Source organism: Bradyrhizobium sp. 1, from assembly GCF_023073315.1.
Taxonomy (GTDB): Bacteria; Pseudomonadota; Alphaproteobacteria; order Rhizobiales; family Xanthobacteraceae; genus Bradyrhizobium.
In genome coordinates this window covers 16146-41573 of the sequence record NZ_JADPJH010000011.1, presented here as the reverse complement: position 1 = coordinate 41573, position 25428 = coordinate 16146, and the positions used below count along the sequence as shown (strand labels likewise).

Here is a 25428-nt window from a genome sequence, read left to right as displayed (position 1 = left end):
ACTCTGGATTGCTTCGCTGCGCTCGCAATGACGAGGTTAGAGCCGGGCTCAATGTTCGTGCCCATGCTCCGGCAACGTCAGCCCAAACACCTTCACCAGATCCTCCACCTGCTCCGGCGACAGATACCGCGGGTTCATCCCGCGCAGCAGCAGGTACAGCTTCGCTGTCTCCTCCAGCTCCTCCGTCGCGAATACCGCCGCCTCCAGCGTGTCGCCGGCGACCACCGGGCCGTGATTGGCGAGCAGCACGGAGGAGTATTTCCCCGCCAGTCCTTTGATCGCATCCGCCACCGCGGGATCGCCGGGGCGATAATAGGGCACGAGCGCGGTGGCGCCGCATTTCATCAGATAATACGCCGTCATCGGCGGCAGCACGGCGCGCGGATCGATCTCCGGCAGCATCGAGAGCGCCACCGAATGGGTGGAGTGCAGATGCACGATCGCGCGTGCACTGCCGCGCGTGTCGTAGAGCGCGGTGTGTAACGGAACTTCCTTGGTTGGGGCATCGCCGGAAACCAGCCGGCCTTGCTGGTCCAGCCGCGACAGCTTTGCGGGATCAAGGAAGCCGAGCGAGGCGTTGGTCGGCGTCACCAGCCAGCCGCCGCCATCCAGCCTGACGCTGATATTGCCGGAGGAGCCCGGCGTCAGTCCGCGCTCGAACAGGGACCGTCCGAAGCGGCAGATATCCTCACGCAGCCTTGTCTCATTGCTCGTTTCAGTTTTCATGGCCGTCATGTCCGCTTGTCTCACGCTTTGGCAGCGCGGCCAAGCCGTGTTATTCGGTGCTCCGAGCCGCCGCCAAGGCAGGCCGTCCGGGAAACGTTCGCAAGAATAAGTTGAAGGGTCAGTTGCATGTCCGCCTCCAGTTCACAAAATCAGCGTATCGCCGTCATCGGGCTCGGCTCGATGGGATACGGCATGGCGACCTCGCTGAAGCGCGCCGGCCATGCCGTCGCCGGTTGCGACGTTTCAGCCGATGCAGTCGCGCGCTTCGTGAAGGATGGCGGCGCGGGTGCGACGACCCCGGCCGAGGCCGCCAAGGACGCGGACATCGTCGTCAGTGTCGTCGTCAATGCGGCGCAAACCGAGACGATCCTGTTCGGCAAGGACGGTGCGGCTGGGACCATGCCGAAGGACAGCGTCTTCATATCCTCGGCGACCATGGACCCGGACGTCGCGCGTCGTCTCGCAAAGCAGTTGGAGGCGACCGGGCGGCATTATCTCGATGCGCCGATCTCCGGCGGCGCGCAGCGCGCCGCGCAAGGCGAGTTGACGATTCTCGCCTCCGGCAGCTCCGCCGCTTTCGCAAAAGCGCGTCCGGCCCTCGATGCCATGGCCGCAAAGCTCTACGAGCTTGGCGATGCCGCAGGGCAGGGTGCCGCCTTCAAGATGATCAACCAGTTGCTCGCTGGCGTGCATATCGCCGCCGCCTCCGAAGCGATCGCATTCGCGGCCAAGCAGGGCCTCGACATCCGCAAGGTCTACGAGGTGATCACGGCCTCCGCCGGCAATTCCTGGATGTTCGAGAACCGCATGCCGCACGTGCTCGACGGCGACTACACGCCGCGCAGCGCGGTCGAGATCTTCGTCAAGGACCTCGGCATCATCCAGGACATGGCCCGCAGCGCCCGATTCCCGGTGCCGGTCTCTGCGGCCGCCCTCCAGATGTTCCTGATGACGTCGGCCGCCGGCATGGGCCGCGATGACGATGCGTCGGTCGCGCGCATGTATGCGCAGGTCACCGGCGTAAAACTTCCCGGCGACAAGTAAACAAGAGGATCTCCGATGCCCCGTTTCGCCGCCAACCTCTCGATGATGTTCACCGAGGTGCCGTTCCTCGATCGTTTCGATGCCGCTGCGGCAGCCGGCTTCACCGCGGTCGAGTTTCTCTTTCCCTACGAGCATCCGGCCGAGGCCGTCGGCGAGCGGCTCAAGCGCAACGGCCTGACCCAGGCGCTGTTCAACCTGCCGCCGGGCGATTGGAATGCCGGCGAGAAGGGTTTTGCTGCGCTTCCCGCGCGGTTCGCCGATCTCAAGGCGAGCCTCGAGACCGCGCTGCCTTACGCCAAGGCCACCGGCGTCAAGCGGCTGCATCTGATGGCCGGCATCGCCAATCGCGGCGAGCGTGTTGCGATCGAGGCGTTCTACAAATCGGTGGCGTGGGCAGCGGAGTTCTTCGCGCCGCACGGCATCGACATCGTGCTGGAGCCGATCAATGCGCGCAACGTGCCGGGCTACTTCCTCAACGATTTCGGCTTCGCGCGCGATCTGATCCAGGAGTTGAGGCTTCCGAACCTGAAACTTCAGTTCGACATCTATCACTGCCAGATCATCCATGGCGATGTCACCATGCGGCTGCGCGAGATGATGCCGATCGTCGGCCACATCCAGATCGCCAGCATTCCATCGCGCAACGAGCCCGACGGCGAGGAGCTGAACTATCCGTTCCTGTTCACTGAACTCGACCGGCTCGGCTATCCCGGCTTCGTCGGCTGCGAATACAATCCGCGCGGCAAGACCACCGAGGGCCTGGCCTGGTTCAAGCCCTATGCGGGAGTGAAGCCGTGACGCTCGCATTGGGCTGCATCGCCGACGACTACACCGGCGCCTCCGATCTCGCCAACACGCTGACGCGCGCCGGCCTGCGCACCGTGCAGACCATCGGCATACCTGCCGATGATCTCGCGTTGCCCGAGGTCGATGCCGTCGTGGTGTCCTTGAAGAGCCGCTCGATCGAGGCGGGCCTTGCCGTATCGCGCTCGCGCGCGGCGGATAAATGGCTGCGCGGCCGCGGCGCGAGCCATGTGCTGTTCAAGATCTGCTCGACCTTCGATTCCACCGATGCCGGCAATATCGGTCCGGTGATGGACGCGCTGCGCGCCGATTGCGGCGAGGCAAATGTGCTGGTGACACCGGCCTTCCCGGAGACCGGCCGCACTGTCTACCAGGGTAATCTGTTTGTCGGCGCGGTGCCGCTGAACGAGAGCCCCCTGAAGGATCATCCGCTCAATCCGATGCGTGATTCCAATCTGGTGCGCGTGCTGGCGCGCCAGAGCAAGACGCAAATCGGCCTCGTTGACCTCGCCGCCGTCACCCGCGGCGCGGATGCCGTGCGGGCGCGGCTGGCCGAGCTCGCGGCCAAGGGTATCGGTGCTGCGATCATCGATGCCGTCTTCGACCGCGATCTGGAGACCATCGGTCTCGTGGCTGCCGAACATCGGTTCTCGGTCGGCGCCTCCGGCATCGGCCTTGGGCTGGCGCGGGCGCTGGTGTGGACGGGCAAGGTCAAATCGGCCGCGGCGAGCAGCGAAGCCGGCGCTGCGGTCGATGGACCGGCGGCCTGCCTGGCCGGAAGCTGCTCGCAGGCGACGCTCAAGCAGATCGCGAATGCTGAACGGGTGATGCCGGTGCTTCATCTCGACCCGGACCGTATTCTTACGGGAGCGGACGAAGCCCAGCGCGCGCTGGACTGGGCAAGGCCGCGATTGGCCGAAGGTCCTGTGCTGATCGCATCGAGCTCGACGCCGGATCAGGTCGCCGCGCTCCAGGCACGTCACGGCCGTGATGCGGCCGGACATGCCATCGAGCAGGCCATGGCCGACATCTCCGAAGGCCTTGTTAAATCAGGCGTTCGGCGATTGGTCGTCGCCGGCGGCGAGACGTCGGGCGCGGTCGTTGATCGGTTGAAGATTCCCGGTTTTCTCGTAGGAGTGGAAATCGCCGCAGGTGTTCCGGTGCTGCGCGCGGTCGGCGCTCAAGACGACATGCTGCTCGCGCTGAAGTCCGGAAATTTCGGCGGGCCAGAGTTTTTCGCCGATGCGCTTGGGCTCATGCGCTGAGCGCAGGGCGTTTTTAGTCCCTCCTTCACTTCTTTAGCGTTCCGTACTCGTACGGAGTCGTAGTTAACAACTGCTCAGTGGCTTTGTTGTTGGATATCGGCACCGCTGCTGTCGGTTGATCACGATTTCCGGACGCGCCACCGCGCCAACGCAAAGAGACCCATTATGCTCGCCACCGTTTCCATCCGTGCCAAGATCATCAGTGTCGTGGCGTTCTTGCTGGTCGCGATGGCCGGCATGGGTCTGCTCGCCGTCATGAAAATGCGGTCGATGAATGCCAATACCACGGAGATCACGACGAGCTGGATGCCCAGCGTGCGGGTGCTGGGCGAGATCCGGGCCAGCGTCATCACCTACCGCAACGTGGTACGCCAGCACATGCTGTCGGAGACTCTCGAGGAGAAGCTCGCCAACGAAAAGACGGCCGGCACCGTCATCGAGGCGCTCACCAAGTCCCGCAAGGCGTACGAGCCGATGCTCACCTCTTCCGAGGAGCGGAAGCTGTACAACGACTGGGCCAAGCTCTGGGACGACTACAAGAAGGGCACCGAGGAGGTGATGGCGCTTTCGCGCAAGGAGGCCGGCAAGGTCCCGCACGAGGCGCAGGAGCTGAACACCAAAACCGTCAACAAGATCGGCCTTGCGTCGGATGAGGTCCTGACCAGGGACATTGAGCTCAATACCCAGGGCGGCGATCAGGCCGCCAAGGATGCCGCCGACAGCTACTATTACGCCTTCATGCTGGTCTCGATCATCCTCGGCGCCGCCGTCGTCATCGGGCTCGGCGTCGGCTTCTACCTGGTCCAGGACGTCTCCGCCGGCATCAACTCGATCATCGAGCCGATGCAGGCGCTCGGCAAGGGTGACCTGTCCGCCGAAGTCCCGCACCGCGGCGAGAAGACCGAAATCGGCGCCATGGCCGACGTGCTCCAGATCTTCAAGGACGCGCTGATCGCCAAGAAGGCCGCCGACGAGGCTGCGGCCGCCGATGCCGAGGCCAAGATCGAGCGCGGCCGCCGCGTCGACAACATCACCCGCGAATTCGAGACGATGATCGGCGAGATCGTCCAGACCGTGTCGTCGGCCTCGACCCAGCTCGAAGCCTCCGCCTCGACGCTGACCTCCACCGCCGATCGCTCCCAGAGGCTGGCGACCACGGTTGCCGGTGCTTCGGAGGAAGCCTCGACCAACGTGCAGTCGGTGGCCTCGGCGACCGAGGAGATGGCCTCGTCGGTGAGCGAGATCAGCCGTCAGGTGCAGGAATCGGCGCGGATGGCAGGCGATGCCGTCGGCCAGGCGCGTTCCACCACCGAGCGCGTCAGCGAGCTCTCCAAGGCGGCGTCCCGCATCGGCGACGTCGTCGAGCTGATCAATACCATCGCCGGCCAGACCAACCTGCTGGCGCTGAACGCCACCATCGAGGCGGCGCGCGCCGGTGAAGCCGGCCGCGGCTTCGCGGTCGTTGCGTCCGAGGTGAAGGCGCTCGCCGAGCAGACCGCCAAGGCGACCGGCGAGATCGGCCAGCAGATCTCCGGCATCCAGGCGGCGACCAACGATTCGGTCGGCGCGATCAAGGAGATCTCCTCGACCATCGAGCGTCTGTCGGAAATCTCTTCGGCCATCGCGGCCGCGGTGGAAGAGCAGGGGGCTGCGACCCAGGAGATTGCCCGCAACGTCCAGCAAGCTGCCCAGGGCACCCAGCAGGTCTCCTCCAACATCACCGACGTGCAGCGCGGTGCGACCGAGACCGGCACGGCCTCCTCGCAGGTGCTGTCGGCGGCGCAGATGCTGTCCAACGACAGTACACGCCTGAAGACCGAGGTCAGCAAGTTCCTGACCAACGTCCGCGCAGCGTAAAGTCGCCAGAGCAGTACTCGACTACGCAAGAGCGGCGCCATCGGCGCCGTTTTTTTGCTGCGGCGGTAGCATGATGTCGCCTGCTGGTAGCATCGTGTGTGCTGGCCGTAATGTTACGGGCACGCGATTTCATCGATAGTTAAATTCGGCTTAGCAGAATGGAACCAGGACCGCCGGTAGCAGCCCTGACTGGAATTATCTCATCAACCAATCCATTTTGGGGGCCCAAGTGCGCAAGAATTTACCCGTCACCGAAATCGAATATCCCGTCAGCGACGAAACGCTGATCGTCTCCAAGACCGATCCCAAGGGCAAACTGGCTTACTTCAACGAGGACTTCCTCGCCGCCGCGGGCTTCACCTCGGCGGAGCTGATGGGGCAGCCGCACAACATCGTCCGTCATCCGGACATGCCACCCGAGGCGTTTGATAATCTTTGGGACACGCTGAAGGCCGGCAAGCCCTGGCTCGGAGCGGTGAAGAACCGCCGGAAGAACGGCGACTATTATTGGGTGCTGGCGACGGCGTCGCCGATTCGCGAGAACGGCCAGATCACGGGCTTTACCTCGATCCGCACCAGGCTGCCGGCCGACCAGCGCAAGCTCGCCGAGGAGGTCTATGCCGCGATCCGCGAGAAGAAGCCGCATGGCTACCGCATCGACGCCGGCATCATCCGCCGCCGTTCGTGGCTCGATCGTTTCGCAGTCTTCACGAAGACTCTGAAGGCCCGCCTGACCACTATGATGGCAGTGCAGGTGATATTCATGCTCGCGCTCGGCATCAGCGCGGCGCTCTTCACCAGCGGGTCGACGAGTCTGATCCTGTCGCTGCTGGCCATCGCCGGTGCCGCCATCGGCTGCTTCGTCGGCTTTACGACCATGCGGGCGATTCGCGAACCAATGCAGCAGCTCAACAGCACTCTCGTCAATCTGGTCCAGGACAAGCTGGACAATCGGATCGTCATCGAGCGTGACGACGAGATCGGCGAGGCGCTGCGCAACCTCCAGACGGTGCAGACCATCATCCGCTTCAGCCGCGACGAGGTGCAGGCCGTGCAGCGGCGAGCCGAGGGACAGCGCAAGGCCGACATGACCAAGCTTGCGGACGGCTTCGAAGGTGCCATCGGCGAGATCGTCGAGACCGTGTCGTCGGCCGCAACCGAACTCGAGGCTTCGGCTTCGACACTGACTTCGACCGCCGGACGGGCCCAGGAGTTGGCGACCGTGGTCGCGTCCGCCTCGGAAGAAGCCTCCACCAACGTCCATTCCGTGGCATCGGCGGCCGAAGAGATGTCGTCCTCGGTGCGTGAGATCAGCCGGCAGGTTCAGGAATCCGCCCGCATCGCGGGCGAAGCCGTCAGCCAGGCCCAATCCACCACCGAGCGCGTCAGCGAATTGTCGCGGGCCGCATCGCGGATCGGCGACGTCGTCGAGCTTATCAACGCCATCGCGGGGCAGACCAATCTGCTGGCGCTCAATGCGACGATCGAGGCGGCACGCGCCGGCGAGGCCGGCCGCGGCTTTGCGGTGGTTGCCTCCGAGGTGAAGGCGCTTGCCGAGCAGACGGCCAAGGCTACGGGCGAAATCGGCCAGCAGATCGGCGGCATCCAGGCGGCGACACAGGAGTCCGTTGGTGCCATCGGCCAGATCAGCGGCACCATTGCGCGGCTGTCGGAGATCTCTTCGGCGATCGCGGCGGCGGTGGAGGAGCAGGGCGCGGCGACCCAGGAGATCGCCCGCAACGTGCAGCAGGCGGCCCAAGGCACCCAGCAGGTGTCGTCCAATGTCGGCGAGGTCCAGCACGGTGCGGCCGAAACCGGCTCGGCCGCCTCCCAGGTGCTGTCGGCGGCACAGATGCTGTCGCGCGATTCCAGCCGGCTGAAGCTCGAAGTGAGCAAGTTCCTCGGGTCGGTCCGCGCGGCCTGAATGGCCGAATTGGCGTCGGCCTACCCTCGACGTCGCCGCGGCCAAGGCCGCAGCGACGTCTCGACGAGGACCTCGACCGCATAGCTGCGATGCCTATTCCGCAGCGCGGTAGCAGGGAATTGAATGCCGTAAAGCCGCCGGAGATTAGCGTTTCCGGCGGTGCTCGGGTAAAGGGGAAGAGGATCCCCGTGGGGGCGGATTCCGTATCCCTGCTTGACCTGGATTTATTCGGCGAATGATTGCTCTGGTTCGTATTGCCCTGAGCCGACCCTATACGTTTGTCGTGCTCGCGCTGCTGCTGCTGATCATCGGACCGCTGGCGGCGCTGCGGACGCCGACCGACATCTTCCCTGATATCCGCATCCCCGTGATCGGCGTAGTCTGGCAGTATACCGGCCTGCCGCCGGACCAGATGTCGGGCCGCATCACCACGCCGTTCCAGCGCGCGCTGACGACGACGGTCAACGACATCGAGCACATCACCGCCAACTCCTATAACGGCTTTGGCATCATCAAGATCTTCTTTCAGCCGAACGTCGACATTCGCACCGCCAACGCGCAGGTCACCGCGATCTCGCAGACGCTGATCAAGCAGATGCCGCCGGGCGCGACGCCGCCCTTGATCCTGAACTACTCGGCCTCGACCGTGCCGATCATCCAGGTGGCGCTGTCGGGCGACGGCCTGACCGAGCAGAACCTCGCCGACATAGGCATCAACCAGCTCCGCACGCCGCTGGTCACCGTGCCGGGTGCGGCGATTCCCTACCCATTCGGTGGCAAGCAGCGCCAGATCCAGATCGACCTCGATCCGACCGCGCTCCAGGCCCGCGGCCTGTCCGGCCAGGACGTCGCCAATGCGCTGGCCGCGCAGAACCTGATCACACCGGTCGGCACACAGAAGATCGGCATCTTCGAGTACAACATCCAGCTCAACAACTCGCCGCTCAAGATCGACGAGCTCGGCAATTTGCCGATCAGGACCGTCAACGGCGCCATGGTCTATGTGCGCGACGTCGCGACCGTTCGTGACGGCAATCCGCCGCAGACCAACATCGTCCACGTCGACGGCAACCGCTCGGTGCTGATGATGGTGCTGAAGGCGGGCGCGACCTCGACGCTCGATATCATCGCCGGCATCAAGCAGAAGGTGATCGACGTCAAGGACCAGCTGCCGGACGCGCTCAAGATCGGCTTCATCGGCGACCAGTCGGTGTTCGTCCGCGGCGCGATTCAAGGCGTTGCCGTCGAGGGCGTGATCGCGGCGCTGCTGACCAGCGTCATGATCCTGCTGTTCCTCGGCAGCTGGCGCTCGACCGTGATCATCGCGGTCTCGATCCCGCTCTCCGTGCTTGGCGCCATCATCATGCTATCGGCGATCGGCGAGACGTTGAACATCATGACGCTCGGCGGCCTCGCGCTCGCGGTCGGCATCCTCGTCGACGACGCTACCGTGACCATCGAGAACATCAATTATCATCTGGAGCAGGGCAAGCCGGTCGAGCAATCGATCCTCGACGGCGCCAACCAGATCGTGACGCCGGCTTTCGTCTCGCTGCTCTGTATCTGCATCGTGTTCGTGCCGATGTTCTTCCTCACCGGCGTCGCGCGCTTCCTGTTCGTGCCGATGGCCGAAGCGGTGATGTTCGCGATGATCTGGTCGTTCATCCTGTCGCGCACGCTGGTGCCGACCATGGCGAATTACCTGCTGCAGCCGCACGTCCATCACGACGGCGAGCCGCCGAAGTCGCGCAATCCGCTGGTCTGGTTCCAGCGCGGTTTCGAAGCTCGCTTCGAGCGCATCCGTGGCGGCTACCATAATTTCCTCGGGCTCGCGCTGGCGCACCGTCCGGTGTTCGTGATCGGCTTCCTCTGCGTGGTCGGCGCGTCCTTTGCGCTGGTGCCGTTCCTCGGGCGCAACTTCTTTCCAGCGGTCGACGCCGGCAACATCCTGATGCACGTCCGCACCCAGGTCGGCACCCGCGTCGAGGAGACCGCCAACCAGCTCGCGGACGTGCAGAAGGCGATCCGCAAGCTGGTCCCGGGCGAGATCGACACGCTGACCGACAACATCGGCATGCCGATCTCCGGCATCAACATGACCTACAACAACACCGGCGTGATCGGCCCGCAGGACGGCGACATCCAGATCAAGCTGAAGGAAGGCCACAAGCCGACCGAAGAGCATGTGCGCGTGCTGCGCGAGCAGCTGCCGCGGCTATTCCCGGGCGTCAGCTTCTCCTTCCTGCCGGCCGACATCGTCAGCCAGATCCTGAACTTTGGTGCGCCGGCGCCGATCGACCTTCAGATCCGCGGCGCCAATATCAGCGCCAATTTCGCCTACGCCAACAATCTGCTGGCCAGGGTCCGCAAGATTCCCGGCGTTGCCGACGCGCGCATCCAGCAATCGCCAAACAATCCGACCTTCAACATCGATGTCGACCGCACCCGCGCACAATATGTCGGCCTGACCGAGCGCGACGTCACCAACAGCCTCGTGGTCAATCTCGCCGGCTCCTCGCAGGTCGCGCCGACCTACTTTCTCAACCCCGACAACGGCGTCTCCTATTCGATCGTGATGCAGACGCCGCAATACCAGATCGACTCGCTCAGCGCGTTGCAGACGCTGCCGATCACGGCCGCCGGGAACGCGCAGTCGCCGATCCTCGGCGGCATCGCCGACATCAAGCGCTCGGTCTCGAGCGCGGTGGTGTCGCAATACGACATCCAGTCGATGGTGCAGATCTTTGCCACGACCTCGGGCCGCGACCTCGGCGCGGTCGCCAATGACATCCGCCAAGTGATCGCCGATACCGCCAAGGAGGTGCCGAAGGGCTCCTCCGTGGTGCTGCTCGGCCAGGTGCAGACCATGAACAGTGCCTTCACAGGACTGCTGTTCGGCCTGCTCGGGGCGGTCGTGCTGATCTATCTGCTGATCGTCGTGAACTTCCAGTCGTGGTCCGATCCGTTCGTGATCATCACGGCACTTCCGGCCGCGCTCGCCGGCATCGTCTGGATGCTGTTCACGACGCAGACCACGCTGTCGGTGCCGGCGCTCACCGGCGCCATCATGTGCATGGGCGTCGCTACCGCCAACAGCGTGCTCGTGATCACCTTTGCCCGCGAGCGCTACGAGGAGCTCGGCGATCCCATTGCGGCTGCGCTGGAAGCCGGCTTCGTCCGGTTCCGCCCGGTGCTGATGACCGCGCTCGCCATGATCATCGGCATGGCGCCGATGGCGCTGGGGCTGGGCGAAGGCGGCGAGCAGAACGCGCCGCTCGGCCGCGCCGTCATCGGCGGCCTGATCTTTGCAACCTTCGCCACGCTGATGTTTGTTCCCGTGGTGTTCAGTATGGTACACAAGAAACAAGGCGCCAAAGCCGCCGCCTCCCTGGAGACTCCGCATGTCGCCCACTGAATCCCGCTCCCCGGTGTCGCACCGGAAACTGGGCATTTTCGGCGTGGCGGCGCTGATTGCGGCAGGCCTCGTGGTCGGCACCGGCATCCGCGCCCGTGAGGACCAAGGCTCCAAGCTGAAGGAATGGACCGACGACCAGGCCGTTCCCAGCGTCGCGGTGACCCTGCCCAACGCCAAGTCCCTCAATTCCACCATCGATCTGCCGGGCCGGCTCGAGGCCTATTACCGCGCGCCGATCTTCGCCCGGGTCTCGGGCTATCTGAAGAGCTGGAGCGTCGACATGGGCGCCCGCGTCAAGGCTGGGCAAGTGATCGCCGAGATCGAGGCGCCCGACCTCGACCAGCAGCTGTTGCAGGCCCGGGCTGATCTCGCCAGCCAGCAGGCCAGCGCCAGGCTCTCGGAAGCGACGCTGAACCGGCGCAAGACGCTGGTCGCGTCCAACTTCGTCTCCGCGCAGGAGATCGACGAGCGCACCGCCGACCTCTCCAACAAGAACGCGGCCGTTCACTCCGGGCAGGCCAATGTCGAGCGCCTTGAGGCGCTGGCCGGCTACAAGAAGATCACCGTTCCATTCGATGGTGTCGTCACCGCGCGCGACACCGACGTCGGCGCGCTGATCAATTCCGGCGGCGGCTCGGGCCCGGCGATGTTCGTGGTGTCCGACATCACCAAGCTGCGCGTCTATATCAACGTGCCCCAGAACTACGTGCCGGCGATCAAGCTCGGCGCCAAGGCCACCATCGCGCTGCCGGAGTATCCGAACCGGACTTTCCAGGCGACGGTCGAGGCTTCCTCGCAGGCTGTCGATGTCGCCTCGGGCACCACGCGCATGCAGCTTGGCCTCGACAATTCCAGCGGTGAGCTGATGCCCGGCGGCTATGCCAGCGTGAAGCTGAACCTCCAGCGCGATTCCGCGCCGCTCAGCATCCCCGCCAGCGCCTTGATCTTCAACGGCAGCGGCCTGCGCGTCGCGACCGTCGGTGCGGACGATAAGGTGCTGTTCAAGCCGGTGACGATCGCCCGCGATCTCGGCCGCGAGATCGAGCTCGCCTCGGGGATCGCAGCCGATGACCGCGTCATCACGGCACCACCGGACGGCCTGTCCGATGGCGATGCGGTTCGGGTGACCGGCCCCGGTGCCAAGGGCAAGCCGGCCACGGCGTCAGAGAAGCAGGCGCCGAAGAGCTAGACCACTCTCGTGCCCCGGACGCAGCGCAGCACGAAGTGGTGCGCTGCTGAGCCGGGGCCCATCTCTCAGAGCACCATGTTGCTTTCTGGGTCCCGGCTCTGCGGAGCGGCATTGCATGCCGCACCACGTCCGGGACACGGGAGCTAGGCCACCCGCCACTCCGGCACGCCATCGGCGGCCATCGTGATCTCGCCGAACGAACCGACCGGCGTGCGGTCCATATTCAGCAGATGCGCCAGCGTCGCACCATCGCTTGCCGGAATCCGCGCCAGCGTGCGTCGGTCGTCCTCGGTCTGCAGCATCACCACGCCGTGCTCGACGTCGCCGCCACGGCCGTAGAGCACGGTAAAGCTCTCGACCTTGCCCTTGCCTGAGACATCCGTCACGAACTCCGGCACCGCGCGCTTGTTGCGGTCGGCCTCCGCCTGCACGCTCGTCTCCTGCGCCAGCGCCTCGCGCGGCGGCGTCTTCGACACCACCAGTGCGTGATGCTTGGTAACAAAACCGCCCTGGCCATAGAGCAGGCCGAGCTTGGCGCCATCGCGCACGCGGCGCACCATCGCGCAGGCCGCATGCGTCATGTAGGTGTTGAGCGGTGCGCCGAAGAAGGTGAGGCCACCGGTCACGGTCGGCTGCACGTCGCCGGAAAGGCCCAGCGTTCGCCGCGCCATCTTGGGTACGCAGGGGAAGCAGCTGTAGAGCTCGATCGCGTCGAACTTTTTGCCGTCGCCGCCGGCGAGGTCCATCGTCGCCTTCAATACGGCATTCTGCGGATGGCTTTCGTAAAACTGGTCGCGCAAGAGATAGTCGCGCGGCTCCTCCGCCGAGGCGCCGCCGAGCGGATACACCAGTCTGTCCTCTGCGATGCCGAGTGCGCGCGCCTTGGCGAGGCTGGTGAGCAGCAGCGCGCCGCCCATGTTGACGCTGGGGTTGGCGACCATGAGCTTGTTGTAGGGCCATGCAATGAGGCGGTTGTCCGCGGTCGGCGTCGTGATCTCGTCAGGCGCATAGCGCCGCTTGAGCCAGGCGTTGGGATTTTGTGCAGCGGCCTCCGAATAGCGCGACCACAGCGTGCCCGATTCCGCCATGGCGTCGCGTGGCGTCTGACCCCAATGTGCGGAGGAGGCGGCCTCGTAGAACGGATAGACCGTGACGGGGCGGAACACGCCGAGTGTCACGGCCAGCGGCTTCTGGAACGCCGCGCCCCGCTTGGGTTCCTCGACATCATGGGCAAATGGCGTCCATGGCAGCTTGGCGCTGGCACGCTCGGCCTTGGTCGCAGTCGACTGAGCCTCAGCGCCGCAGACCGCCGCGACGCTGCATTCGCCGCGCGCGATGCGCTTGGCAGCTTCGTGGATGAAGCGGATCGGGCTCTCGCCGCCGACCGGCCCGTAATAGCAATGCGCGGGTGAGATGCCGAGGCGTTGCGCCAAGAGCTTTTCCGGATCGCGATAACGCCAGCTCAGGAAATTGACGACGTCGAGCGACTGCACCTCGCCGAGCAGCTTTGCGCCGGCGTCTTGTTCTGCGCGCCGCAACGACTGTTCCAGCAGATCGAGCGGCTCGAGGCCCTCGGTGATCTCCTTCGGGCGGTCGACGATCTCGCCGATGCCGACGATGACGGGGATGCGGTCTTCGGGGATGTTGGTCTTGTCGGTCATGGCCTCAATTCACGATCTCAGTTGTTTCGTCATTGCGAGGAGCGAAGCGACGAAGCAATCCAGAAATGTATCCGCGGAGGCAGTCTGGATTGCTTCGCTGCGCTCGCAATGACGACGTGGGTATCACTCCGCCACCAGCGCATTCATATGATCGACGGCTTCGGCAAAATCTTCCTTGAATTCCTGCACCACCGCACCCGCCGACTTCACGCTGTCGATCAGGCCGACGCCCTGGCCGACAAAATAGCTGACGAAATCGCGCGCCTTGGCGTTGCCGCTTGCCGCCGCACGGTCGATCGAGTTGAAGGCATCGCGGCTGATGATGCTTTGCAGCGGCATCGGCAGCGCGCCGGGGCTCTCCGGCGCGCGGTCCCAGGCATCGGTCCAGACCGAACGCAGTTGGCGTGCCGGCTTTCCGGTGCGGCCCTTGGAACGGATCGCATCGCGCGAAGACGCCGCGATCATCTTCTCGCGAAAGATCTCCGAGGTTTCGGCCTCGACGGTGGCAAGCCACACCGAGCCGGTCCAGGCGCCGGCTGCGCCCATCGCCATGCACGCCGCCATCTGCCGTCCGGTCATGATGCCGCCGGCCGCGAGCACCGGCACGTCGCGGATCGGCTTGATCGCCTTGATCACCTCCGGCACCAGCACCATGGTCGAGACTTCGCCGCAATGGCCGCCGGCTTCGGTACCCTGCACCACGAGAATGTCCACACCGGCCGCAACCTGGCGCAGTGCGTGCTCCTTGGCGCCGACAAGCGCCGCCACCGGCACGCCGTGTTTCTTACCCATCTCGATCATGGCCTTCGGCGGCACGCCGAGCGCATTGGCGATCAGGCGGATCGGATGATTGAAGGAGACCTCGAGCAACTCCAGCGCCGTCTTGGCATCGAACGGCTGCGGCTGGTTGTCGGCCACTTCAGTGGTGGTCAGCTCGATATCGTACTTCCTCAGGAGATCGCGCGTGTACGTGCGGTGCTCCGGCGGCACGCGCGCCTCAAGGTTCTTCCAGGTGACGTCCTTCTCACCTGCGGTCGACATGTTTTCGGGGATCAGCACGTCGATGCCGTAAGGTTTGCCGTCGACGTGCTCGTCGATCCATTTCAGCTCGCGCTCGAGCGTGTCAGGTGTATGCGCGGTCGCGCCGAGCACACCAAAGCCGCCGGCGCGGCTGACGGCGACTACGACGTCGCGGCAATGGCTGAAGGCGAGTAGCGGGAACTCGATGCCCAGCATGTCGCAGATCGGCGATTTCATGGCTCTCTCCCGGCGGCCGTCGCGACGACGCTAGCCCATCGTCATTGGCGATGCCATGCCGGATTCCCGCGCGCATCTTGCGTGCAGGCGCCACACTGCGCGATGAGCCATTCCGTCGCGCAAAATAAGCCGTGCAGGGGCCGCAGATTACCCTCTTGCGCTTTGGCGGGCGTGAGAGAATGCTGGCTCACAACAACATAAAACAATCAGGGAGCGTCAACCGATGTCGCCAGCGCAAGCGAGTCCGGCTCAAGCCTCCGAAACCTGCGACGTGGTCGTCGTCGGCGCAGGCTTCGCCGGCCTGTACATGCTGCATCGTCTGCGCGGGCTCGGCTTCTCGGCGCGTGCCTACGAGCGGGGTGGCGGCGTCGGCGGCACCTGGTACTGGAATCGCTATCCCGGCGCGCGCTGCGATGTCGAAAGCATGCAGTATTCCTACTCCTTCTCGGAAGAGCTTCAGCAGGAATGGGACTGGAGCGAGCGCTACGCGCCGCAAGCAGAGATTTTGAAATACGCCAACCACGTCGCCGACCGTTTCGATCTGCGTCGCGACATCCAGTTCAACACGCGCGTCGAGCGGGCCGTGTTCGATGAGCTCGCGAAGCGCTGGTCGGTGACCGTCTCCGACGGCACGACGGTGCAAGCACGGTTCGTCGTGCTCGCGACAGGCTGTCTCTCGAATGCGCGCAAGCCCGACATCAAGGGTCTCGAAAACTTCAAAGGCCCAGTCTATCACACCGGCAATTGGCCGCACGAGGATGTCGATTTCACCGGCTTGCGCGTCGGCCTGATCGGTACGGGATCGTCGGGCATCCAGTCGGCGCCCATCATCGCCGAGCGAGCAAAACATCTCACGGTGTTTCAGCGCACGGCGAATTTTTCCATTCCCGCCCGCAACGCCGCGCTGACCGACGAGGAGCGCGAGACGTTCCGCAAGAAATATCCGGAGATCCGCCAATTCGCCCGCGAGGTCGCGCGCAACGGCATTTTCGCGGAGCAACCCGATCGCGGCGCGCTCGACGACAGCGAGGAGATCAGAAACGGAAAGTACGGGGCGCGCTGGGAGCGTGGCGGGCTGACCTTCCTGTATGTCTACAACAATCTCGGTCTCAATCGTTCCGCGAACGACACCGCGGCGAACTTCGTGCGGAACAAAATCGCCGAGATCGTGAAGAACCCGGAGACCGCAAAGCTGCTCCAGCCCGACAGCCATCCGATCGGCACCAAGCGCATCTGCATCGACACGGACTATTTTGCGACCTTCAACCGGCCGAATGTTTCGCTGGTGGATATCAAGACCAATCCAATTGAGGAGATCACCGCGAGCGCCGTCCGTGTCGCAGGCGTGGACCACGAGGTCGACGCGCTGGTGATGGCCACGGGCTTCGACGCCATGACAGGATCAGTTGCGAAGATCGACATAACCGGCCGCGGCGGCGAGACGCTGAACCAGAAATGGGCCGAGGGCCCCAAGACCTATCTCGGCCTGATGAGCGCCGGCTTTCCGAACCTCTTCATCATCACCGGCCCTGGCAGTCCGTCGGTGCTCTCGAACATGATCGTGTCGATCGAGCAGCATGTCGATTGGATCGCAGACTGCCTCGTCCACATGCGCGAGCAGGGTCTCGTCACCATGGAGGCGGGCAGGGAGGCCGAGGACAAATGGGTCGCGCATGTCAACGAGGTCGCCCACGGCACGCTCTATCCGCAGGCCAATTCCTGGTACATGGGCGCCAATATCCCGGGCAAGCCGCGGATCTTCATGCCCTATATCGGCGGCGTCGGCGTCTACCGCCGGATCTGCGACGAGGTCGCGGCCAAGGCCTATGAGGGGTTTGTGATGGAGGCCGAAGCGCGGTCGCGCAGGCTTGAGGCAGGCGAGGTCGCATGACGCCGGCCTGAGGCCCGCGCCGGGCGCAGACCGGGCAGGCCTTGTCATTCGCCATTTGCGGGCTAATTAATGCACGCGCATCTTTTCGCCGGAGCAACCGCATGACCGACGCCCCCGCCTACGTACCGCCCAAAGTCTGGACCTGGAACAAGGAGAACGGCGGCCAGTTCGCCAGCATCAACCGTCCCATTGCCGGCGCCACCCACGACAAGGAGCTGCCGGTCGGCAAGCACCCTTTGCAGCTCTATTCGCTGGCGACGCCGAACGGGGTCAAGGTCACGGTGATGCTGGAAGAGCTTCTCGCGCTCGGCCACAAGGGCGCCGAATACGACGCCTGGCTGATCAGAATAGGCAATGGCGACCAGTTCGGCAGCGGTTTTGTCGACATCAATCCGAACTCCAAGATTCCGGCGCTGATGGATCGCTCCGGCCCTGAGCCGATCCGCGTGTTCGAATCCGCCTCGATCCTGTTCTACCTCGCCGAGAAGTTCGGCGGGGCCTTCCTGCCGCAGGAGATCAAGGCGCGGACCGATGCCATGTCCTGGCTGTTCTGGCAGATGGGCAGCGCGCCCTATCTCGGCGGCGGCTTTGGCCATTTCTACGCCTATGCGCCGTTCAAGATCGAATACGCCATCGACCGCTTCGCGATGGAGGTCAAGCGCCAGCTCGACGTGCTCGACCGGCGCCTTGCCGACAACGAGTACCTCGCGGGCAAGGAGTACACCATCGCCGACATGGCGGTGTGGCCCTGGTACGGGGCACTCGCCAAGGGACTGGTCTACGGCGCCGGCGAATTTTTGTCGGTGCAGGATTACAAGAACGTGCAGCGCTGGACCGACCAGATCGCGAAGCGCCCAGCCGTGAAGCGCGGCCGCATGGTCAACCGCGTCTCCGGCGATCCGGCCAGTCAGCTCCACGAGCGCCACGACGCGAGTGATTTCGAGACGAAGACGCAGGACAAGATCGCGCCCGCGACGTAGTGTCTTTCTTCACCTCGCCCCGCTTGCGCGGAGAGGTCGGATCGCTCTTGCGATCCGGGTGAGGGGGTACAGGACTTTCGACCATCTCACGCGTGGAGAGAGCCCCTCACCCCAACCCTCTCCCCGTAAGAACGGGGCGAGGGAGCGGACCTTCGTCCCGGCGCGCCCTACTTCCCCTTCGCGCCTTCCGCCGCCGGAAACACCACGCGGTCGTCCGTGCGGCAGTAGCGGTCGGCGAACATGCGGCCGATCGGGTGATAGCGGTCCATGTGCACCCGCATCGCCTTGTGGTCCCACAACTCGTCGCGGATGTGGAAGTGGATGCCTTCGCCCATGATCAGCCGGCGATCGTCGTTGACGTCGATCATCTTCCAGAGCTTGCACTCCATCGCCCAGGGCGCGTCGGCGAGCCTGGGCACGGCGATCTTGCTCGAGGGCGCGAGTTTCAAGCCGAGGTAATCGGGCTCGCCGATCTCAGGCGGAAAGTCGCCGCTCGACTCATGCATCGCTTTCGCCAGCGGCTCGTCGGCAATGTTGACCACGAACTCGCCGGTGCGCTGGATGTTGAGGAAGGTGTCCTTGTCCTGGCCGTTCGGCTTGCGGTTCGCCGCGAACATGCACAGCGGCGGATCCTCGCAGAAGGCGTTGAAGAAGCTGAACGGCGCGGCGTTGACCACGCCGGTCGGTCCGACCGACGTCACCCACGCGATCGGCCGCGGCAGGATGAAGGACGTCAACACCTTGTAGCGCTCGCGTGGCGTCAGGTCGCTGGCGGCGTAGTCCATGGGGGCTCCTTGGGAGGTGCAACTTCGTAGGGTGGGCAAAGCGAAGCGTGCCCACCATCTTCTTGCGATACTGCGATGGTGGGCACGGCGCGCGAAGAGCGCGCCTTTGCCCACCCTACGGCATCTCGTAGATCACGCCATGCTCAGCTCGTGCCGGCCCACCACCATCCAGTGCACCTCGTCCGGACCATCCGCAAAGCGCAGGTGGCGGACGTCCTGATACATCTCCGCGAGCGGGGTCCAGTGCGAGATGCCGGTGGCGCCGTGCATCTGGATCGACTGGTCGATGATCTTGCAGGCACGCTCGGGCACCATGGCCTTGACCATCGAGACCCAGACGCGGGCCTCCTTGTTGCCGAGCACGTCCATGGCCTTGGCGGCCTTCAGCACCATCAGCCGCATCGCCTCGATCTCGCAGCGCGCTTGCGCGATGATCTGCATGTTGCCGCCGAGATGGGCGATCTTCTTGCCGAAGGCTTCGCGGGTGAGACCACGCTGCACCATCAAATCGAGCGCCTTCTCGGCCTTGCCGATGGTGCGCATGCAGTGATGGATGCGGCCCGGGCCGAGACGGAGCTGCGAGATCTCGAAGCCACGGCCTTCACCCAGCAGCATGTTCTCCTTCGGCACGCGCACATTGTTGAAGCGCATGTGCATGTGGCCGCGCGGCGCGTGGTCCTGGCCGAACACGTACATCGGGCCGAGCACCTCGACGCCGGGCGTGTCGCGCGGCACCAGGATCTGCGACTGCTGCTTGCTCGGCGCCGCATCGGGATTGGTCTTCACCATGACGATGAGGATCTTGCAGCGGGGATCGCCGACGCCGGAGATGTAGTACTTCTCGCCGTTGATGACCCATTCGTCGCCGACGAGTTTTGCGCTGGTCGAGATGTTCTTGGCGTCGGAGGAGGCGACGTTCGGCTCGGTCATGACATAGGCCGAGCGGATCTCGCCGTTCATCAGCGGCTTCAGCCACTTCTCCTTCTGCTCCTTGGTGCCGACGCGCTCCAGCACCTCCATGTTGCCGGTGTCGGGCGCGGAGCAGTTCATGCTCTCGGACGCCAGCGGGCTCTTGCCGAGCTCGGAGGCGATATAGGCGTAGTCGAGATTCTTCAGGCCCTGGCCGGTCTCGTCATCGGGCAGGAAGAAATTCCAGAGGCCTTCCTTCTTGGCCTTGTTCTTGGCGACCTCGAGCACTTCGAGCTGCTTCGGCGTAAAGCTCCAGCGGTCTTGCTTGCCTTCGCCGGCCTTGGCGAACTCGATCGACATCGGCTCGACGGTGTCGCGGATGAATTTCCTGACGTGATCGTAGAGCGGTCGGACCTGGTCCGACATGCGGAGGTCGTTGAGCTCGTCGCCGGGGTTGAGGGTGTAGTTGGTGGTGCGGGGTATGTAGGCGTGTTTCATTGTTGTTCCTCCCATTTTCGGATCAGCGCGTTGCGGCGAGAATAAACGCGGCGATGCCAAAGCGCGAGCGCGTATTTTTCATCCAACCCATGCCATGTGATGGAATATGGCGAGAGCGTTTCAAACGCTGTTTGACCGTCCCGCCACGTACCGGCCCCGGGACTGATTGAGCCTGTTTTCAGGGTTATTTGGGCTGTTGCCTCGCGCCGCAACCGGCTAACCTGACCTTCGCGCAGAGGGAGAGAGGACATGAGTTCTTCCGTTGTACGCGAAGTGCAGTTTCCAAAGCAGCCGGCGCTGCAGTTGATCTACGACACGGCGCCGATTGGCCTTGCCTATCTCTCTCCGGACTGTCGCTATCTGCAGATCAACCAGCGCCTCACCGAGATCTGTGGCATCTCGGTCGAAGGGCACCTCGGGCACACAGTGCGGGAATGCGTGCCTGGGCTCGCGTCCGCCGTCGAGGGCATCGTTCGCTCCATTATGGAAACCGGCGAGCCTGTCACCGGGATCGAGGTCTACGGCCAGCGCCCCGGCCACAACGACGAGCGCTGCTGGATCACCCACTGGCATCCGCAGCGCGGACCGAACGGCAACATCGTTGGCGTCAACGTCGCCGCAGAAGAGATCACCGAGCGCAAGCGCCACGAACGGCAGCTTCGCAGTGCCCGCGACGCCGCGGAAGCGGCATTGCAGCGCCTGAAGGAAGCGCAGGACTCGCTGGTAGAGGCTGAGAAGCTGGCTGCACTCGGACGGTTGGTGGCGGGCGTTTTCGCATGAGATCAACAGCCCCGTCGGTACCAGCCTGACTATCGCCTCCGTGTTGGAGAGCAAGGCGGCAAAGTTTGCGACCGAAGTCGCGCGGGGCAGCTTGAAGCGATCGAGCCTGAACGAGTTTCTTGCAGTCGTTAAGACCGCATCCGCGCATTTGACCGGCAATCTCGCCCGGGCGGCGGAATTGATCCAGTCGTTCAAGCAGGTCGCGGTCGATCAAAGTTATCTCGAGCGCCGAACCTTCGATCCGGGTGAGCTCGCCCAGCAACTCGCCGCAAGTCTTGAGTCGGATCTACGGAAAAGCGGCCTGACGTTGAATGTTGAATGCCCGTCCGGCCGGACCATGACCAGTTATCCTGGTCCATTTGGGCAGGTGCTGACCAACCTACTCATGAACGCGATCGTGCACGCGTTTCCGGATGGCAAGAGCGGAAGGATCGACCTCGCGATTCGCGCATGCGGCGAGGGGGATATCGAGATTGCCGTTTCCGATAATGGCTGCGGTATGAGCGCCGACCTGCGCCGGCAGGCCTTCAATCCGTTCTTCACCACGCGCCGCCATGAAGGCAATGTCGGCCTCGGCCTGCACATCGTCCACAACATCGTCTCGGGCCGGCTGGGCGGTCGTATCAAGCTCGAAAGCAAACCCGGCGCGGGGACACGCATCCAGATGATCGTGCCGCGAGTTGCGCCCGAAACGGGCGAGACTTAGCGAACACTCCCCGCCGTCGCCCGCCCCCGTTGCACAATTGCGCACGAGGCCCGGACGACATCGGATGTTTGACTGCGGGGCTAGTCCACCACCCGGTGCATTGCGCAGATCTTGTTGCCGTCGAGATCGCGCAAATAGGCAAGGTAGAGCTTGCCGCCCGGGCCCTGGCGGATGCCGGGCGGTTCCTCGCAAGTCTTGCCGCCACTGGCGAGGCCGGCCGCGTGCCACTTGTCGACCTGCTCCGGCGAGTTGGCGGCAAAGCCGATGGTGCCACCATTGGCGCATGTCGCCGGCTCGCCGTTGATCGGCTTCGACACCGAGAACACGCCGGTCTTGGTGAAGTAGAAGATGCGATGGCCATCGACCTTGGCCGGGCGCACTTCGAGCGTGCTCAGCAGGCTGTCGTAGAACCCCTTGGCCTTGTCGAGGTCGTTGGTGCCGATCATGATGTGCGAGAACATTTGCCCATTCCCCTCAGAGTTTGTAGCCTGGATGGAGCGCAGCGAAATCCGGGTCTTGCTTGCTTCTGAAAATCCCGGACTACGCTGCGCTCCATCCGGGCTACGAGACTTAAAACGCGGTATAGCCGCCGTCGATCACGAACGTGTCCGCGGTGTGATACGACGACGCCTTGCTCATCAGATACACGGCAATGCCGCCGAAATCGCCGGCCTCGCCGAACCGTCGCACCGGAATACGCGGCATGACGTTGGCGACGAACTTTTCGTTGGCCATGATTCCGGCGGTCATGTCGCTCTTGATCCAGCCGGGCAGGATCGCATTCGCGGTGACGCCGTGGCGCGCCAGCTCGACGCCGAGCGCGCGCACCAGTGCGTTGATGGCCGCTTTCGTAGCGGCGTAATGCTCGTTGCGTGCGGTGCCGAAGATCGAGGCGAGGCTCGATGTCGCGACCAGCCGGCCGAAGGGATCGCCGGCCTCGGCGCGCTCCGTCATGTGTCTTGCGGCGGCCTGGAAGGCGTGGAACACGCCGTCGAGATTGGTCGCAAACATCTTGCGCCATTCCTCTTCCGTGCGCTCGATGAAGGAGCGCCGGCCGCCGCCGCCGATGCCGGCATTGGCGAAGCAGCCGTCGACCCGGCCGAAAATATCGAGCGTCGCCTTCATCGCGGCGTTGACCGAGGCCGGATCGGTGACATCGCAGACGCGGCTGTCGACCTTGCCGGAGAGCCCCGCCATGCTCGCGGCAGCAGCCTTGTTCTTGTCAGCATTGCGGCCCCAGATCGAGACGTTGCAGCCCTGACCGGCGAGTGCCTGCGCGATGCCGAGCCCGATACCGCCATTGCCGCCGGTGATCACGGCCACGCGGCCGGTGAGGTCGAAAAGGTTCATGGCGCGTTTCCTGTTTTTGGCACCGCCGCGCGCCAGCCTGTGCGCGCAAGATTGTGCGATAGGACGACAAGGTATGTTCGGAGCACCATGGACAACGCCGCGACAAAAATCAAATATGCGGCCCGGCAAAACTAATTCCGGCCTGCGAAACTTCGCTGGCTGCAACCGACGAGGAAACCATGCAGTTCAAACACGTCACGCTCGATTTCGATGGCTCGGTCGCGATCCTCCGGCTCGACCATCAGGAGGTGATGAACGCGGTCTCCGTGGACATGCTGGGCGGCCTCGCCGAGGCGCTCGATACAATCGAGGAGAAGAAGGACGAGGTGCGCTGCGTCGTGCTGACCGGCGCGGGGCGGGCGTTCTGCACCGGCGCTAATCTCCAGGGCCGCAACAATCAGGCGAAGAAGACCAAGGCCGGCCTGACGCTGGAGACCGGCTTTCACCCGTTCCTGCGCCGCATCCGAAATCTGCATTGCCCGATCGTGACCGCGGTCAACGGGCCGGCGGCGGGCGCCGGCATGAGCTTCGCGCTGCTCGGCGATATGGTCCTGTGCGCACGGTCCTCCTACTTCCTTCAAGCCTTCCGCCGCATCGGCCTCGTGCCGGATTGCGGCTCGACCTGGCTGTTGCCGCGCCTGATCGGCCGGGCACGCTCGATCGAATTGTCGCTGATGGGCGAACGCCTGCCGGCTGAGAAGGCGCTGGAATGGGGCCTCATCAATCGCGTCTATGACGACGGCGTGCTGATGGAGGAGGCAATGAAGCTCGCGCGCGATCTCGCCAGCGGCCCGACGGTCGCGCTGTCGCTGATCCGCAAGCTCTATTGGGACAGCCCGGAAAATTCCTTCGAGGACCAGCTCAATCTCGAATTCCAGTGCCAGCTCCGTGCCGGCGATACTCAGGATTTTCGCGAGGGCGTCGGCGCGTTCCTGGAGAAGCGGCCCGCGCAGTTCAAAGGCAAATGATCGAGGCGGAGCTTTTTCGCAGCGCCCAGCGCTGGTGTCACGGTGCGACCGGCGTCACCGGCGCGGCAAAGCTGTCGGGCGGCGCCAGTCAGGAGACCTGGCGTTTTGACATCACGCATCCCGACGGGCCGATCGGCGCGATCCTGCGCCGCTCGCCGAAGGGCTACGGTGCGGCTCCTACGCGCGCGGCGGGTCTCGCAGCCGAAGCGCAGCTGATGCAGCTCGCTTATGAGGCGGGCGTGCCGTCGCCGCGCGTGATGCATGTGCTGACGCCGGATGAAAATCTCGGCATTGGGTTCATCATGCAGCGGGTCGAGGGCGAGACCATCGCCCGCAAGATTCTTCGCGATGACGAATATGCGGCGGCGCGGCCGCATCTCGCGAGACAAATCGGCGGCGTGCTGGCGGGGCTGCACAAATTGCCGCAGGACAAATTGCCGGAGCTGCGCCGCCGAAGCGCGACCGAGGAGATCTCTGAGTTCGAGCGCGACTATCGCAGCCTAAACTGGCCTAAGCCGGTGTTCGAGCTGGCGCTGCGCTGGTTGCGTGACCACGATCCCGGTCCGTCGTCCGAGACGACGCTGGTGCATGGCGACTTCCGCAACGGCAATCTCATCATCGGCGCCGACGGCGTGCGCGCGGTTCTCGACTGGGAGCTTGCCCACCTCGGCGATCCCATGGAGGATCTCGGTTGGGTCTGCGTCAACTCCTGGCGTTTTGGCGAGATCGACAAGCCGGTCGGCGGCTTTGGCTCGCGCGAGGAATTGTTCGCGGGCTATGAGGCCGCAGGCCGCAAATGCGATCCGTCACGCGTCAAATTCTGGGAAGTGATGGGTACGTTGCGCTGGGGCATCATGTGCGGCGGCATGATGCAGCGCTTTCGCGAAGGGCCCGATCATTCGATGGAGCGCGCCATGATCGGCCGCCGCGCTAGCGAGACCGAGATTGATCTGTTGCGGCTGCTGGCGCCGCGCGGGAGTTGAGACATGCAGGATGAACCGACACCGGTCGAACTGACCAAGTCAGTCGCCGACTTCCTCCGGAGCGACATCGCGCCGCTGATTGAGGGCCACCAGGCCTTCAAGCTGCGCGTGGCCATCAACATCCTCGATCTCGTGACGCGGCAGCTGACGCGGGAAGAGGGGAGTGACGCGAGTGAGGTCGAGCGGCTGCGGGCACTGCTTGGCGTGGACGGTTCAGTCGCCGACCTCAACCGCGTACTCGCCGATCGCATCACCAGGGGCGAGGTCGACCTCGCAACCTCCGGCCTCGCCGAGCACCTCTGGCAAACGACGATGGACAAGCTCGCGGTCGATCAGCCGAACTACGCATCCTACAAGCGCGAGCTGGGGCGAGACTAGGCGTCACTCCATCAGCCGTCATTGCGAGCACAGCGAAGCAATCCGGAGTCTTTCCACC

The 25428-nt window shown here is 64.4% G+C and carries 22 protein-coding genes; 14 read left to right on the top strand and 8 right to left on the bottom strand.

Translation table 11 applies throughout. The features are described 5' to 3' along the window. Nucleotides 1-48: 48 nt before the first annotated feature. Nucleotides 49-735 carry an aldolase gene (locus IVB29_RS05575; RefSeq protein WP_247502400.1) on the bottom strand — a complete coding sequence of 229 codons (687 nt, stop codon included), beginning with the start codon at nucleotides 733-735 and terminating at the stop codon, nucleotides 49-51. A 117-nt stretch (nucleotides 736-852) separates the two neighbouring features. Between IVB29_RS05575 and ltnD the strand changes: the two genes are divergently transcribed. The 7 genes from ltnD to IVB29_RS05540 all read left to right on the top strand — a co-directional run bounded on the left by ltnD (nucleotide 853) and on the right by IVB29_RS05540 (nucleotide 12224). After that, nucleotides 853-1770 carry an L-threonate dehydrogenase gene (gene ltnD / locus IVB29_RS05570; RefSeq protein WP_247502399.1) on the top strand — a complete coding sequence of 306 codons (918 nt, stop codon included), beginning with the start codon at nucleotides 853-855 and terminating at the stop codon, nucleotides 1768-1770. 15 nt (nucleotides 1771-1785) lie between these two features. Continuing rightward, nucleotides 1786-2568 carry a 2-oxo-tetronate isomerase gene (otnI, locus tag IVB29_RS05565; RefSeq protein WP_247502398.1) on the top strand — a complete coding sequence of 261 codons (783 nt, stop codon included), beginning with the start codon at nucleotides 1786-1788 and terminating at the stop codon, nucleotides 2566-2568. Continuing rightward, the gene (otnK, locus tag IVB29_RS05560; protein WP_247502397.1) at nucleotides 2565-3839 is read left to right on the top strand and encodes a 3-oxo-tetronate kinase; all 1275 of its coding nucleotides are present in this window, start codon (nucleotides 2565-2567) and stop codon (nucleotides 3837-3839) included. Before otnI ends, otnK begins: the two co-directional genes overlap by 4 nt. A gap of 165 nt (nucleotides 3840-4004) precedes the next feature. Continuing rightward, nucleotides 4005-5696, top strand: a complete 1692-nt coding sequence (locus IVB29_RS05555) for a methyl-accepting chemotaxis protein (RefSeq protein ID WP_247502396.1) — start codon at nucleotides 4005-4007, stop codon at nucleotides 5694-5696. A 229-nt stretch (nucleotides 5697-5925) separates the two neighbouring features. Beyond that, on the top strand, nucleotides 5926-7620 hold the full coding sequence (locus IVB29_RS05550) for a methyl-accepting chemotaxis protein (RefSeq protein ID WP_247502395.1): 1695 nt from the start codon (nucleotides 5926-5928) through the stop codon (nucleotides 7618-7620). A gap of 235 nt (nucleotides 7621-7855) precedes the next feature. After that, a complete protein-coding gene (locus IVB29_RS05545; RefSeq protein WP_247502394.1) occupies nucleotides 7856-11035 on the top strand; it encodes an efflux RND transporter permease subunit in 3180 nt (1059 codons plus the stop codon). Beyond that, nucleotides 11022-12224 (top strand): efflux RND transporter periplasmic adaptor subunit, encoded by a 1203-nt coding sequence (locus IVB29_RS05540; RefSeq protein ID WP_247502393.1) that lies wholly within the window; start codon nucleotides 11022-11024, stop codon nucleotides 12222-12224. Before IVB29_RS05545 ends, IVB29_RS05540 begins: the two co-directional genes overlap by 14 nt. 143 nt (nucleotides 12225-12367) lie before the next feature. Here IVB29_RS05540 and IVB29_RS05535 read toward each other — a convergent pair whose 3' ends face one another. Then, the gene (locus IVB29_RS05535; protein WP_247502392.1) at nucleotides 12368-13885 is read right to left on the bottom strand and encodes an acetyl-CoA acetyltransferase; all 1518 of its coding nucleotides are present in this window, start codon (nucleotides 13883-13885) and stop codon (nucleotides 12368-12370) included. Between the two features lie 123 nt (nucleotides 13886-14008). Continuing rightward, nucleotides 14009-15142 carry a nitronate monooxygenase gene (locus IVB29_RS05530; protein WP_247502391.1) on the bottom strand — a complete coding sequence of 378 codons (1134 nt, stop codon included), beginning with the start codon at nucleotides 15140-15142 and terminating at the stop codon, nucleotides 14009-14011. Nucleotides 15143-15365: 223 nt separating this feature from the next. Here IVB29_RS05530 and IVB29_RS05525 point away from each other — a divergent pair, with 223 nt between their 5' ends. Together IVB29_RS05525 and yghU are read left to right on the top strand one after the other, a co-directional pair. Next, nucleotides 15366-17033 (top strand): NAD(P)/FAD-dependent oxidoreductase, encoded by a 1668-nt coding sequence (locus tag IVB29_RS05525; RefSeq protein ID WP_247502390.1) that lies wholly within the window; start codon nucleotides 15366-15368, stop codon nucleotides 17031-17033. A gap of 101 nt (nucleotides 17034-17134) precedes the next feature. After that, on the top strand, nucleotides 17135-18013 hold the full coding sequence (gene yghU, locus IVB29_RS05520; protein WP_247502389.1) for a glutathione-dependent disulfide-bond oxidoreductase: 879 nt from the start codon (nucleotides 17135-17137) through the stop codon (nucleotides 18011-18013). 167 nt (nucleotides 18014-18180) lie between these two features. Here the strand turns inward: yghU and IVB29_RS05515 are convergent, their stop codons facing one another. The 3 genes from IVB29_RS05515 to IVB29_RS05505 all read right to left on the bottom strand — a co-directional run bounded on the left by IVB29_RS05515 (nucleotide 18181) and on the right by IVB29_RS05505 (nucleotide 20456). Next, nucleotides 18181-18798 carry a flavin reductase family protein gene (locus tag IVB29_RS05515; RefSeq protein ID WP_247502388.1) on the bottom strand — a complete coding sequence of 206 codons (618 nt, stop codon included), beginning with the start codon at nucleotides 18796-18798 and terminating at the stop codon, nucleotides 18181-18183. A 132-nt stretch (nucleotides 18799-18930) separates the two neighbouring features. Next, the gene (locus IVB29_RS05510; protein ID WP_247502387.1) at nucleotides 18931-20205 is read right to left on the bottom strand and encodes an acyl-CoA dehydrogenase family protein; all 1275 of its coding nucleotides are present in this window, start codon (nucleotides 20203-20205) and stop codon (nucleotides 18931-18933) included. Continuing rightward, nucleotides 20202-20456: a hypothetical protein gene (locus tag IVB29_RS05505; protein WP_247502386.1), complete on the bottom strand. Its 255-nt coding sequence runs from the start codon at nucleotides 20454-20456 to the stop codon at nucleotides 20202-20204. The genes IVB29_RS05510 and IVB29_RS05505 overlap by 4 nt, the downstream gene beginning before the upstream one ends. Here IVB29_RS05505 and IVB29_RS05500 point away from each other — a divergent pair. Continuing rightward, complete coding sequence (locus IVB29_RS05500) at nucleotides 20455-20985, top strand: PAS domain-containing protein (protein WP_247502385.1); 531 nt, start codon at nucleotides 20455-20457, stop codon at nucleotides 20983-20985. The two genes, IVB29_RS05505 and IVB29_RS05500, sit on opposite strands and share 2 nt — an antisense overlap. 40 nt (nucleotides 20986-21025) lie before the next feature. Further along, a complete protein-coding gene (locus IVB29_RS05495) occupies nucleotides 21026-21691 on the top strand; it encodes a HAMP domain-containing sensor histidine kinase (protein WP_247502384.1) in 666 nt (221 codons plus the stop codon). 80 nt (nucleotides 21692-21771) lie between these two features. Here the strand turns inward: IVB29_RS05495 and IVB29_RS05490 are convergent, their stop codons facing one another. Next, nucleotides 21772-22152 carry a VOC family protein gene (locus IVB29_RS05490; protein WP_247502383.1) on the bottom strand — a complete coding sequence of 127 codons (381 nt, stop codon included), beginning with the start codon at nucleotides 22150-22152 and terminating at the stop codon, nucleotides 21772-21774. Nucleotides 22153-22261: 109 nt separating this feature from the next. Continuing rightward, complete coding sequence (locus tag IVB29_RS05485; RefSeq protein WP_247502382.1) at nucleotides 22262-23041, bottom strand: SDR family oxidoreductase; 780 nt, start codon at nucleotides 23039-23041, stop codon at nucleotides 22262-22264. A gap of 179 nt (nucleotides 23042-23220) precedes the next feature. Between IVB29_RS05485 and IVB29_RS05480 the strand changes: the two genes are divergently transcribed. From IVB29_RS05480 to IVB29_RS05470, 3 genes are read left to right on the top strand one after another with little or no spacing between them, the layout of a single operon-like run. Further along, complete coding sequence (locus IVB29_RS05480; RefSeq protein ID WP_247502381.1) at nucleotides 23221-24009, top strand: enoyl-CoA hydratase/isomerase; 789 nt, start codon at nucleotides 23221-23223, stop codon at nucleotides 24007-24009. Beyond that, a complete protein-coding gene (locus tag IVB29_RS05475; protein WP_247502380.1) occupies nucleotides 24006-24992 on the top strand; it encodes a phosphotransferase family protein in 987 nt (328 codons plus the stop codon). Before IVB29_RS05480 ends, IVB29_RS05475 begins: the two co-directional genes overlap by 4 nt. 3 nt (nucleotides 24993-24995) lie before the next feature. After that, complete coding sequence (locus tag IVB29_RS05470) at nucleotides 24996-25370, top strand: DUF6285 domain-containing protein (RefSeq protein ID WP_247502379.1); 375 nt, start codon at nucleotides 24996-24998, stop codon at nucleotides 25368-25370. Nucleotides 25371-25428 lie beyond the last annotated feature (58 nt).

Coding starts and splice junctions, on each gene's coding strand:
- IVB29_RS05545 (WP_247502394.1), top strand. CDS start 7,856: ATGATTGCTCTGGTTCGTATTGCCCTGAGCCGACCCTATACGTTTGTC.
- IVB29_RS05555 (WP_247502396.1), top strand. CDS start 4,005: ATGCTCGCCACCGTTTCCATCCGTGCCAAGATCATCAGTGTCGTGGCG.
- IVB29_RS05490 (WP_247502383.1), bottom strand. CDS start 22,152: ATGTTCTCGCACATCATGATCGGCACCAACGACCTCGACAAGGCCAAG.
- IVB29_RS05535 (WP_247502392.1), bottom strand. CDS start 13,885: ATGACCGACAAGACCAACATCCCCGAAGACCGCATCCCCGTCATCGTC.
- IVB29_RS05515 (WP_247502388.1), bottom strand. CDS start 18,798: ATGGACTACGCCGCCAGCGACCTGACGCCACGCGAGCGCTACAAGGTG.
- IVB29_RS05470 (WP_247502379.1), top strand. CDS start 24,996: ATGCAGGATGAACCGACACCGGTCGAACTGACCAAGTCAGTCGCCGAC.
- IVB29_RS05540 (WP_247502393.1), top strand. CDS start 11,022: ATGTCGCCCACTGAATCCCGCTCCCCGGTGTCGCACCGGAAACTGGGC.
- IVB29_RS05485 (WP_247502382.1), bottom strand. CDS start 23,041: ATGAACCTTTTCGACCTCACCGGCCGCGTGGCCGTGATCACCGGCGGC.
- IVB29_RS05530 (WP_247502391.1), bottom strand. CDS start 15,142: ATGAAATCGCCGATCTGCGACATGCTGGGCATCGAGTTCCCGCTACTC.
- IVB29_RS05575 (WP_247502400.1), bottom strand. CDS start 735: ATGACGGCCATGAAAACTGAAACGAGCAATGAGACAAGGCTGCGTGAG.
- IVB29_RS05505 (WP_247502386.1), bottom strand. CDS start 20,456: ATGTCCTCTCTCCCTCTGCGCGAAGGTCAGGTTAGCCGGTTGCGGCGC.
- yghU (WP_247502389.1), top strand. CDS start 17,135: ATGACCGACGCCCCCGCCTACGTACCGCCCAAAGTCTGGACCTGGAAC.
- IVB29_RS05510 (WP_247502387.1), bottom strand. CDS start 20,205: ATGAAACACGCCTACATACCCCGCACCACCAACTACACCCTCAACCCC.
- ltnD (WP_247502399.1), top strand. CDS start 853: ATGTCCGCCTCCAGTTCACAAAATCAGCGTATCGCCGTCATCGGGCTC.
- IVB29_RS05475 (WP_247502380.1), top strand. CDS start 24,006: ATGATCGAGGCGGAGCTTTTTCGCAGCGCCCAGCGCTGGTGTCACGGT.
- IVB29_RS05500 (WP_247502385.1), top strand. CDS start 20,455: ATGAGTTCTTCCGTTGTACGCGAAGTGCAGTTTCCAAAGCAGCCGGCG.
- IVB29_RS05480 (WP_247502381.1), top strand. CDS start 23,221: ATGCAGTTCAAACACGTCACGCTCGATTTCGATGGCTCGGTCGCGATC.
- IVB29_RS05525 (WP_247502390.1), top strand. CDS start 15,366: ATGTCGCCAGCGCAAGCGAGTCCGGCTCAAGCCTCCGAAACCTGCGAC.
- otnI (WP_247502398.1), top strand. CDS start 1,786: ATGCCCCGTTTCGCCGCCAACCTCTCGATGATGTTCACCGAGGTGCCG.